The organism is Williamwhitmania taraxaci, from assembly GCF_900096565.1.
Lineage (GTDB): Bacteria > Bacteroidota > Bacteroidia > Bacteroidales > Williamwhitmaniaceae > Williamwhitmania > Williamwhitmania taraxaci.
The window spans coordinates 1-11,660 of record NZ_FMYP01000091.1; the positions used below are offsets into that span (position 1 = coordinate 1).

The following is an 11,660-nucleotide window of genomic DNA, read 5'->3' on the forward strand; positions in this document are numbered from 1 at the left end:
TTACGGCGAGAATGAAAATGCCATCCGCACCCAGGTTTGGTGCACGCTGATCGCCCAGCTGCTCATGACCGTGATCCAAAAGATGGCCAACACCCAGAAAGCATTTTCGGTGGTGGCAACGCTAGTCCGGATACACCTGATCAGCCTACTCGATGTTTTTGAGCTGCTCCGCAGCACCAAGCGGGACTACTTAAATAAGCGAGGTTCGCCAGATTTATACGGTCAAATTAAACTTATTTTCTGAGGGGTGCTTTTCTAATAATCAAAATCGTTGCCTGTATTTATTGGGATGCAGAGGCAATAAATGAATATTTAGAGTTTAGTCGGACAGTAGTGTTTTTTTATATTTTTATGTAACTAAAACCGAAATTTAACAATATAATAGCGGTATTCAAATGGAGAAAATCTCCACAGTCTGACTATTGATTTCCAACGGCTTGCAAAAACAACCCACATAAAAATTTGATACATCACATCGAAAGCAATAAAATATCGCCCCTGAGGTGGATGTGAAATTAGGCTAAAAATACAAAAAGAGTAGAAATGGGTACCTGGATCGTGGCTTTTCTTTCTTTCCTCACCGTAATACTTTCCCCCTCCAGCAAGAGTGAGTTTGAGGGACGTATTTCGCTCATTCAGGAAACGCCCTACGATACCACTCGGTTTGATATCTTCGTTAAGGGCAATGCAGTAAGAGTGGATATCCGTGACAAAGAAGGAATACTAGGTCGCTCTTCGATCGTAAACCTAAGCAAAAACCAGGTTATTCTTATTTCGCCCGACCAAAAGGCTTACCTCTATACCGAAAAGCTTGGCCCTTTTAACGGTAGGGTTTCCATAAATAAATCGGAGAACAAAAAGGTAATAAACGGACAACCGTGCGTTCAGTGGCGCGTAAAGGAATCCGCAACCCGCGACGAAAGTGCATTCTGGGTAACTCCTATGAAGATGGAGTTTTTCGACAAACTTTTAGCTATTTACGACCCCACCGAATCAAATTTGCGCGCCTTCTTAAAAATACCGGCCCGATTTGGTTACTTTCCTATGCTCTACGAAGAGCGCACATTTCTTCGCTTCGATAAGAAAAAAATAAGGGTAACGTCAATCGCACCTGCGCCTCTCTCCGACAAACTGTTTGATGTTCCCAAAAATTATACCCTCCTCAGGCATTAGTATACACTAGCGACGCACCCGAATCGGTAACCTGCAACTCCACCGTTGCGCCCATCACCATGGCTAAGTTTGGCTCTTGGTGCCCCACTGGGAAACCATAGGCTACAGGGATGTCATAGCCCTTCATTATATCACAAATGGTATCATAAGCTGAATGACCCCATGGGATTGCATTATCGCGCATATCGTTCATTCCGCCCACCACTAAACCAGCAATTTTTGAAAGTTTACCCGAAGCTTTCAAATTCATCATCATCCTATCTATATGATAAAGGTATTCGTCCAAATCTTCAATAAATAGAATACGGCCTTCGGGAATAGTATCGAGTGGAGTTCCGGCTAAGCTATACAGCACGGACAAATTTCCGCCAGTAAGGATTCCCTTTGCTTCTCCCTTTATATTTAAGTGATGTGGTGCTGCACTAACTTTTGTACCACGCCCCATTAGCGTATCCACAAGCGAGCTGATTGATGAATTCTCGGTTCCATCTTTCGGAAAGTTAATGGGCATAGTGCCATGAATGCTTTGAATGCCCAACTTCGACATTAGGTTGTGAAAGACCGTAACGTCGCTATACCCAACCAGCCATTTCGGATGCTCCGCAAAGAGTTCTTGCGGAATATGTTCCACGGTTCGGATGGAGCCGTAACCGCCTCGTGCAAAAAGGATGGCCTTTACATCTTCATTCTTAAGCAATTCGATAATCGATCCTGCTCGCTCCTCATCGCTACCACTTAGCTGATTATCTACACCAAAAAGACTGTCATGAACAAGAACTTTAAAACCTTTCAACTCCAGAAGAGCAACCGCTGGAGCAATCTCTTCGGCTGAAATCTTTCGAGCTGGAGCAGCCAGTGCTATTGTATCACCGGGCTTAAGGTATGGAGGGATAATCATGCGATTTGAAGATTTGAGAATTTGAGAATTTGAGAATTTGAAGATTATAATATGATTTCTTGCTCCATCTTTTTTATCAGAGCGATTTTGCATCCACAAATATAACGCGTTAATGATTATAACTGTTTTGTATTACCATCTTTATTCACGGCAACAGACCTTGGAGGCATACGAACAATTTAGCCCATTAATCCATTTTCAAATCATCAAATTTTCAAATCGCTCTATCGATCCTAAATTACTTTCAAAATGCTGTTCGGACAGAAGCGAATAGCGGTTATATTTGCAAATTCGTTTAGTAATTGGATGCTATCCAAAAATTTATCTGTTTATGACAAAGTTTAAGCGTTACCTGATTACATCAGCGCTTCCCTACGCCAACGGACCGGTGCATATTGGCCACCTTGCCGGTGTTTATATCCCATCGGATATATACGCTCGCTACCTTCGGCTTAAGGGCGAAGACGTTATCTCGGTGTGCGGCTCCGACGAGCATGGAGTACCTATCACCATTAAGGCACGCCAACTGGGGATTACCCCTCAGGAGGTGGTGGATAAGTATAACGCAATAATCAAGGATTCCTTCATGCGCTTTGGCATGTCGTTCGATATTTACGCCCGCACTTCATCAAAAGTTCACCACGAAACAGCTTCGGAGTTCTTCCGCAACCTTTACGATAAGGGTGAATTCATTGAAAAAACAACGGAGCAATACTACGACGAGGAAGCAAAAGCATTCTTGGCCGACCGATACATTACGGGCACATGTCCACACTGCAGCAACGAGAACGCTTACGGCGATCAGTGCGAAAAGTGCGGAACAACCCTCAACGCTACCGACCTTATTAATCCACGCTCAACCATTAGTGGTAGCAAACCGGTGCTTAGGGAGACCTCCCACTGGTTTTTGCCTCTCGATAAGTATGAGCCTTTCCTCAAAAAGTGGATTTTAGAAGATCACAAGGAGTGGAAAAGCAACGTTTATGGGCAATGCAAGTCTTGGCTCGACATGGGGCTTCAACCTCGTGCCGTAAGTCGCGACCTCGATTGGGGTGTACCGGTTCCTGTAGAAGGTGCCAACGGTAAAGTGCTCTACGTTTGGTTCGATGCCCCTATTGGCTACATCTCGGCCACCAAGGAACTTACCCCCGATTGGGAAAAGTATTGGAAGAGCGAAGATACCCGCATGGTGCACTTCATTGGTAAGGACAATATTGTTTTCCACTGTATAGTATTTCCAGCCATGCTCAAGGCCGAGGGAAGTTATATTCTGCCCGACAATGTTCCAGCCAACGAGTTTCTGAACCTCGAGGGCGATAAAATTTCCACCTCCCGCAACTGGGCCGTGTGGCTTCACGAATACCTCGACGATTTTCCGGGAAAGGAAGATGTGCTGCGCTACGTGCTGTGCGCAAACGCTCCCGAAACTAAGGACAACGACTTTACCTGGAAGGATTTCCAAACCCGCAACAACAGCGAGCTGGTAGCCATTTATGGTAACTTTGTAAACCGAGCCCTTGTGCTCACCCAAAACTACTACAAGGGAGAGGTGCCTGCCGCAGGTGAACTCACCGATTTCGACCGTGAGACACTGGCCGAACTGCCCATCATTCGTAAGAAAATAGAGGAGAGTATTGAGAACTTCCGTTTCCGTGAAGCCCTAAAGGAGGCTATGAACATGGCCCGCTTAGGCAATAAATACTTGGCCGAAACGGAGCCTTGGAAGGTGATGAAAACCGACCCTGAGCGCGTAAAAACCATCATGAATATTGCCCTTCAAATAGCAGCCAACCTACCCATTGCATTTGAACCGTTTATGCCATTTACCTCGGAAAAACTGCTCAAGATGCTGAACCTCGGAAAACCAGGTTGGGATATGCTTGGCCGTGCCGACATTCTGGCTGTTGGGCATACCATTGGCGAACCATCGCTCCTCTTCGAAAAAATTGAGGATGCCGAGATTGAGAAGCAAGTGGAAAAGTTGGCCAACACCAAAAAGGCAAACGAAATAAAAATAGCGCCCGTAACTCCTCAGCACGATCCAATTACCTACGACGAGTTTTCCAAAATGGATATTCGCGTAGGAACCATTCTGGAGGCCGAGCGCGTTCCGAAAACCGATAAGCTGCTTAAGCTTACTATCGATACGGGTATCGATAAGCGCACCGTGGTTTCGGGAATTGCCGCCTACTTTACACCCGAGCAAGCAATTGGTAAAAAAGTATCGATGCTGGTAAACCTCGAGCCCCGAAAGATTCGCGGTATCGAAAGCCACGGTATGATCCTGATGGCTCAGGATGCCGATGGTCGACTTGAGTTTGTTGCACCGCTAAACGAAGTAAGAAACGGTTCGGAGGTGAAGTAAACCACCTCTCTATTTTAGACAATACTGAAACGCCCCGCTTCGAAAGGACTAAGTGGGGCGTTCTTAGTTTCAGGGCTTATGCCGAAAACAGCGCTGCCAACAGCCTATCCTTTCAATATTTCAACCAATCGTTTGTTGATATAAAGCGTCTCTCGACCCACTTTATGTGATTCCAGTATGCCAATATCTTCGAGTTCTCGCAGATATCGTGATGCAGCCTTCCTTTCAACACTCAATCGCTTCACAACAAAATCTATTTTCGAATATGGCAATTCAAACAGCAATTCAACTAGCTCCTTCTTGTAAATTTTAGGAGCATTACGCTGCACTTCATCTAAAGTATCAGCAAGAAGGTTCCTAATTGCATTAATCTTACTAATGGTTTGTTGTGAGGTTGACTCCACCGCTTGTAGCATAAATAGAATCCAATCACCCCACTCTCCCGATTTATTAGTGAAATTCAACAATCTGTAATACTCCGATTTATGCTCAATTATATACGAGCTCAGGTATAAAATAGGAATATCAATCAGCCGGTTGATTATAAGATACAGTATGTTTAAAATCCGCCCTGCTCTTCCATTGCCATCATAAAAAGGGTGAATGCTTTCAAACTGGTAATGAAGAATTGCCATTCGAATTAGTGGTGACAAGTCCGACTCACCCTCATTATAATGCGCAATAAAATTCGATAGCAAATCCTCTATTTCCAGCTTATCTTGCGGCGGAGTATACACAACCTCTCCTGTTGAATCATTTTTTAAAACAGTTCCAGGGATACTCCTTATCCCTGCCGCATTATCAACCAAGCATTGCTGGATTTTAACAATATCGTTTATACTTAAATAGCCTTGATTTTGAACAAGGTTGAAGCCTTCAAAAATTGCCTTTCGATAATTAATCACCTCCTTTGTGGAAGGCGAACTGTTTATTTTATTTATAGTTAATGCCGTATACAGTTCATCCTGAGTAGTAATAATATTCTCAATCTCGGAACTACTTCTCGCCTCCTGAAGAACAATTGCATTTATCAACATTGCTTGGTTGGGAATCGTTTTTGCAATACCCTTCAGCTCGGCAAGCGCCGCAGTAGCTTTATTCGCCTGCCTTAATATTGCAATTGTTTCAACCTGCTCTCTGCTAGGAGGTAGTTTTTCAAGCCTAAGAAATGGTGTAGTGTGTCCCATATTTCCAATATATGTCCCAAATATACAACTTTAAGGACACATAATTGTTTTTGGCATATAAAACAAGTAATAACCAATAGCAAGTGATAGCAAAAAGTTTTCCCCCGATAATCTGATAGCCTCCAGAATAACCGATGCTCCGCTTACCGATGTAAGAAACGGTTCGGAGGTGAAGTAAACCACCTCTCTATTTTAGACAATACTGAAACGCCCCGCTTGGTAAGAACTAAGTGGGGCATTTATTTTCTTCCTACAGCTGCGAATTGCCTTACAGGCTTAACTCTTGGTAATAAATATCAACCATAAGATAATTAACCATATGCTTTATTCAATAGTTGCCCGCAAAACCGCATCGAGCATCGCTATTTATACGCTAAGAGTCACAAATTATACTTTAGCCGTCGAAAATTATACTTCTACTATCTAAAATTATACTCCAGACGTCGAAAATTATACTGCTGAAGTATAAAATTGTTCTCCAGAAGTAATATTTTATACTCAACGTGTATAAAAGTATACCTCTCGCGTATAGTTTTGTGCGTCTACTGCATAAAATTGTGCACGAGCCGAACAAAAATGCACTCAAGCCGAACAAAAATGCACTCGAGCCGAACAAAAATGCGCACGAGCCGAAGAAAAAAGCGCTTTAGCAATACAAAATTGAGCACCAGCCGTATAAAACTATACACTTGGAGTAGTACAATGTCCCATAAAAAAAGCCCGATCTCACGACCGGGCCAACTCACACAAATTTAACCGACTATTGTATTGCCTAACCGCATTTTGAACTTCCGCAGTTAGTGCATGAAAGACAACCCTCTTGGTATACCAGTGAATTGGAACCACACTCTTGGCACTTCTTATTCTCCTTGGCCTTTGTTCCATTGGGAATGTAGCTATGGAGGGCACGCTCCACACCGTTGCGCCAGCTGTTGATACTTTCGCTATCGAGACGTAGCGAAGATACAAGGTTTACAACATCAGGAATTGGCATTCCGTTGCGCAATACCCCCGATATAAGCTTCGCGTAGTTCCAATACTCCTTGTTGAACATGTGCGATAATCCGCCAACGGTGTTGGTATATCCAAACTTATCCACATATTGAAAGTCGTAACGACTTCCATTCTCATCCTTTAGCTTAATAATTTTGCCTTTGTTTACCGACTTTGGAATGGCCAACACATCGTCATCGGTCATACCTGTAAATATCTCGTAAGGTCGGCTGTTGAAAACCCCAACAAAGGCAATCCAACTCTCGTGATTATTCTTAAAACGAATTACTTCGCAGTCGAGAATCTCAGGACGTTTCACGGGGACATCGCTATCCTTTCGTTCCTTCTTGGTAGTAGAAACTAATACTCCGGCACGAGACCCATCACGATACACGGTGCATCCCTTGCACCCACTCTCCCACGCAGTTTTGTAAACTTCGGCAACCATCGCTTCGGTAGTGTCCTCAGGAAGGTTTACCGTAACCGAGATGGAGTGATCGACCCACTTTTGAATAAGCCCTTGCATTTTCACCTTACTTACCCAATCCACATCGTTGGAAGTGGCTTTGTAGTATGGCGATTTTTCAACAATGTCTTGAATCTGCTCATCGCTGTAGTTCTTAACTTCTGAAGAGTTATATCCATTAGCCTCCATCCAAACAAGAAACTTGTGGTGGAACACGTAGAACTCTTCCCAGCTATCACCAACCTCATCGGTAAAGGTGGCCTTGGTGTTTATATCGCTTGGATTTACCTTACGTCGACGCTTATACACCGGCAAGAATACCGGTTCGATACCCGAAGATGTTTGGGTCATAAGGCTAGTGGTACCAGTTGGTGCAATGGTAAGAAGGGCAATATTTCTACGGCCGTGCTTCATCATACTCTGGTAAAGATCCTCATCAGCACCTTTTAATCGTTGAATAAAAGGATTCTCCTTTTCGCGCTTCGAATCATATATTGGGAATGCACCGCGCTCGGCAGCCATCTCAACTGATGCTCTGTACGCTTCAACTGCAAGAGTGCGCTGAACTTCAACAGCAAAATCGGTGGCAATGTCAGATCCATAGCGAAGGCCAAGGGCTGCGAGCATATCGCCTTCGGCAGTAATACCAAGTCCGGTTCTACGCCCTTCGGTGGCTTTCTGCTTTATCTTTTCCCATAGCTTACGCTCAACATCTTTCACGTCTTGATCTTCAGGATCCTTAGTTACTTTTGCAATAATAGCATCAATCTTCTCCAGCTCCATGTCGATAAGATCGTCCATCATGCGCATAGCAATGCGGGTATGCTGTTTAAACTTGGGAAAGTTAAACTTAGCATCAGCAGTAAATGGCTTGTCAACGTAGCTGTAGAGGTTAATCGCAATCAGGCGGCAGCTGTCGTAAGGGCAAAGAGGAATTTCTCCGCAAGGGTTTGTAGAAACGGTGCGGTAACCAAGATCGGCATAGCAATCGGGCACCGACTCACGAAGCACAGTGTCCCAGAACAAGACTCCCGGCTCGGCCGACTTCCAAGCGTTATGAATGATCTTATTCCAAATCTGGCGAGCATCGGCTTCAACCTTATATTTAGGATTAACGGCATCAATAGGATATTGCTGAAGGTATGGCTTACCGGAAACCACGGAGCGCATAAATTCGTCGTCCATCTTTACCGAAACATTGGCACCAGTAATCTTTCCTGGCTCCATCTTAGCATCGATAAACTTTTCGGCATCGGGATGCTTAATAGAGATGGAGAGCATAAGCGCACCACGACGACCATCTTGAGCCACTTCACGGGTAGAGTTGGAGTAGCGCTCCATAAATGGAACCACACCTGTAGATGTAAGCGCACTATTGAGCACAGGACTCCCCTTTGGACGAATATGTGAAAGGTCGTGGCCAACGCCGCCACGGCGCTTCATAAGCTGCACCTGCTCCTCATCAATACGCATAATTCCACCATACGAATCGGCTGGATTTTGATGACCGATTACAAAGCAGTTCGAAAGTGATGCTACTTGGTGATCGTTACCAATGCCGGTCATTGGGCCGCCTTGTGGAATAATGTACTTAAACTGATCAAGGGTTTCAAACAGCTCCTCCTCCGATACTGGATTTGGATATTTTGCCTCAATGCGATGAAATTCGCTGGCAAGCCTCCTATGCAAATCTGATGGATCAAGTTCGTAGATCTTACCGTAAGAATCCTTTAAGGCATACTTACTAACCCAAACGGTAGCGGCAAGGTCATCTCCCTTGAAATACTTTTTAGAAGCCTCAACGGCCTGCTCGTAGGTGTAGCCTTGCACACTCAAATCCTTCTCCGAAGTTTTTGCCTTTTTCACTTGATCAGTCTCTTTTTCGCGTTGCATTATAGTAGGGTTCTTTGATGTTGCTAAAACGCATTTGGATAGTCGGCTGATACTAAGTTTTATCACTTTTTTCTTACCGATCATTTTATGCATGGCAAGTTAACCATACCGTCCACGCGACGCAAAGTCATTCTCATACATTTATTAACGAGTTATGAACAATGTCCCGTTGTCGGCTGTTTATCTAAACGTTACGGATTAAATTATTTGACAAAACATCATTCGGCTTTCCGATTCATTGATTATGTGTAGGCATTTAATGAGAAAACAACAAGGGCTTAAATGGTGATATATGTCAACTAAAACGATGACATAACGCACCTAGCTGTGGCTGATTATCCAAGCAATAATGGCTGAAAGGTTTATATTTGTAAACATGCTAAATACTCCTCCTGTGAACAAATGCAAATTGAAAGCATTCGTCGTATTTCTTATTCTCACAGTCGTATTTTTTCCTGCGTCGGGACAGCGCTATGTTTCAAATCTCCCCATGTCCGCATCTTGCTTTCCTTCTGTTACCATAAATAGGTTGACAGTAATTCAGACAAGGATTATTGCCATCAACAATCAATTTTACAATACAAAAACACCCGAAATAAGCAACCAATCGCTACTAGAACTTTTAAATATTACAGCGGAGGCAAATGCAATCTACGAAAATGCAATACTCGGAATAGAGCGTACACAACAGAAGGAGCAAGCCGCCGCTCATAAAAAGATTTCAGAAGAGCAATTAGCAGATGCAACAACACTGGCGAACGCATTGGCACCAACCAACGGCGACCTAACGACTTCAATTGATAAGACATTATATGCCCTAGCGGAGCTAGACAGTGCCTTTTCCGTAGTAAATCCTTGTCCCGAAAAAGGTAAAGTGGAATTTTACACCGACAGCAATGGACACCGGCAAATCAACCTTTCCATGGTTAATCGGTTCAAGTTGGTCTGGAACGAAGCCAACGCCCCACTCACCTATGATAACTACACCTATCAAAGTAGGGAACGAGACCTATTTAGGTCGACCGACCTCTCCCAACTCTGGAGCAACTACCGGTTTGCTCAGACAGAGAAGAGCGATACCTCCGTTGAAAATGGTTCCACAAACAACACCGCAACGAATGCAACTGTTGCCTCTAATCAGGAAACCGACAAAGGGAACTATCGACTGGGCAGCCTGCATCGAGATGGAACTAACGAGACTGCTAGTGGTGGAAATGTTAAAGCGTTAATCTCCACAAACGGTGCATCTACGCTAAACAAGGAGTCGAAAGACCCACTCAATCGACAAAATAGACCAAGCACCGTCACAGGGCCGGAAGTATCAAGAGCCAATATTTCAGAATCCGATAAAACTATCGCAGCCTACACCTCCGGAGGCCTCTCAGCCGATTTCTTTACCGTTCAAATTGCAGCCAACAGAACGCAGCTGGATACCAAGCTGCTGAAACTGCTTTATAATGGTTCGTATGCCATAGAAGAACGGGTGGAAGAAGGCTGGTACCGCTACGTTGTGGGACGCTTCTTTGATATCGGTGCCGCAGTGTTGCACCTGAACACTTCCTCAATACGTGTAGGAATGGTTACCGCATACAAAGGTGATGTGAGGACAATAATCAAGACAAAGGTTCACGACACACAGCCGATAGCAACGCACGAAGGCCTTATTGCAGTGTACCGGGTACAAATTGCAGCGGCTAGAAAACCTATCCCTGCTCAATTACTATACTCCATTCACCCTGGGATAAGACCGATAAACGTTTATTCCGAAGATGGCTGGTTCCGCTATTCTATTGGAGACTATCTTCTTTACAGTGATGCTATTTCGGTAAGAGATTCGTGTGGCGTTTCTGGTGCGTTCATCATGCCCTACATAAATGGTATTCGTCAGCCATTCGAAGGGAGAGAAAATATTGATCGAGAAGAAGCAAAACGGACCACCAATCCGGTTTTTGTTGTACAACTAGCAGCAACAAAACGACCAATATCCCTAAAAAAACTAAAGATCTACCGAGAAAACGGTATCCCGGTAACGCTTCGAATCGAGGACGGTTGGTATAAATACACTTCCGATGTGTTTTTTAACAAGGACTTAGCACGCAAAAAGGCAATTGAAATGAAAGTATCAGGAGCCTTCGTCGTAACCTACATAAATGGACAAAGAGTAAACCCATAACGTCTTACATAAATCAAGAAAAGATGAAAACTTGGAAAAATATACCGTGGAAAATTCTGTTGATTCTTATCTCAGTTGGATTTGTTTCGAGTTGTGCCTCGCGAAAGAATATCATACTGCTCCAAGATCCGGGAAGCAAAGAGGCTTCGACCGTTTTTCCTAATACCTTAAATCCGCAGGTCGATTGCTAGGTTTTAAATCTTAGCGTATTTAGGTTTGCTTGGTGGATATTTTGCCATTTTTTTGGTTCGACATAGCCCTTCTTTGCGTCACTTCTTCCGTTTTTCGCTCCCCCTATGGTTTGCAACTTCCTTTTTTGGAAGCCTGCAACAATAAAAACCGTAACGAACCGTAAGTGTCAGGTATTCAATTACTAGCTATTGAGGCGCGGGCATACCTTTCCCATTGGGCACAGCAGCGTGGCCGCTTCACTCCAGCAGCAGGTGGTATTTCTTGGCCGAAAAGAGCTTTAGGATGCGCTGTCGTCCCCGCATTATCCACTTGGCCGGCAC

General features: G+C 44.1%; 7 protein-coding genes and 1 pseudogene. 5 read left to right on the forward strand and 3 right to left on the reverse strand.

What is annotated here, in order from left to right:
• Together BLS65_RS18435 and BLS65_RS15940 are read left to right on the forward strand one after the other, a co-directional pair.
• Nucleotides 1–244, forward strand: a pseudogene (locus BLS65_RS18435) (hypothetical protein); the annotation flags it as partial.
• Nucleotides 245–543: 299 nt separating this feature from the next.
• A complete protein-coding gene (locus BLS65_RS15940; RefSeq protein WP_092440795.1) occupies nt 544–1,173 on the forward strand; it encodes a DUF4412 domain-containing protein in 630 nt (209 codons plus the stop codon).
• On the opposite strand, the gene BLS65_RS15945 is transcribed toward BLS65_RS15940, so the two are convergent.
• Nucleotides 1,163–2,071, reverse strand: coding sequence for a S66 peptidase family protein (locus BLS65_RS15945; RefSeq protein ID WP_092440803.1), 909 nt, complete (start codon nt 2,069–2,071; stop codon nt 1,163–1,165). The genes BLS65_RS15940 and BLS65_RS15945 overlap by 11 nt on opposite strands.
• 331 nt (nt 2,072–2,402) lie before the next feature.
• On the opposite strand from BLS65_RS15945, the gene metG reads away from it, so the two are divergent.
• Nucleotides 2,403–4,436, forward strand: a complete 2,034-nt coding sequence (gene metG, locus BLS65_RS15950; protein WP_092440797.1) for a methionine--tRNA ligase — start codon at nt 2,403–2,405, stop codon at nt 4,434–4,436.
• Between the two features lie 104 nt (nt 4,437–4,540).
• Here metG and BLS65_RS15955 read toward each other — a convergent pair whose 3' ends face one another.
• Together BLS65_RS15955 and BLS65_RS15960 are read right to left on the reverse strand one after the other, a co-directional pair.
• Complete coding sequence (locus BLS65_RS15955) at nt 4,541–5,623, reverse strand: Fic family protein (protein ID WP_092440799.1); 1,083 nt, start codon at nt 5,621–5,623, stop codon at nt 4,541–4,543.
• Between the two features lie 772 nt (nt 5,624–6,395).
• Nucleotides 6,396–8,975, reverse strand: coding sequence for an adenosylcobalamin-dependent ribonucleoside-diphosphate reductase (locus BLS65_RS15960; RefSeq protein ID WP_092440805.1), 2,580 nt, complete (start codon nt 8,973–8,975; stop codon nt 6,396–6,398).
• A 394-nt stretch (nt 8,976–9,369) separates the two neighbouring features.
• Here BLS65_RS15960 and BLS65_RS15965 point away from each other — a divergent pair, with 394 nt between their 5' ends.
• Entirely contained in the window at nt 9,370–11,148 is a 1,779-nt protein-coding gene (locus BLS65_RS15965; protein ID WP_139180975.1) for a hypothetical protein, read from the forward strand.
• 23 nt (nt 11,149–11,171) lie between these two features.
• A complete protein-coding gene (locus BLS65_RS18440) occupies nt 11,172–11,339 on the forward strand; it encodes a hypothetical protein (RefSeq protein WP_170830171.1) in 168 nt (55 codons plus the stop codon).
• Nucleotides 11,340–11,660 lie beyond the last annotated feature (321 nt).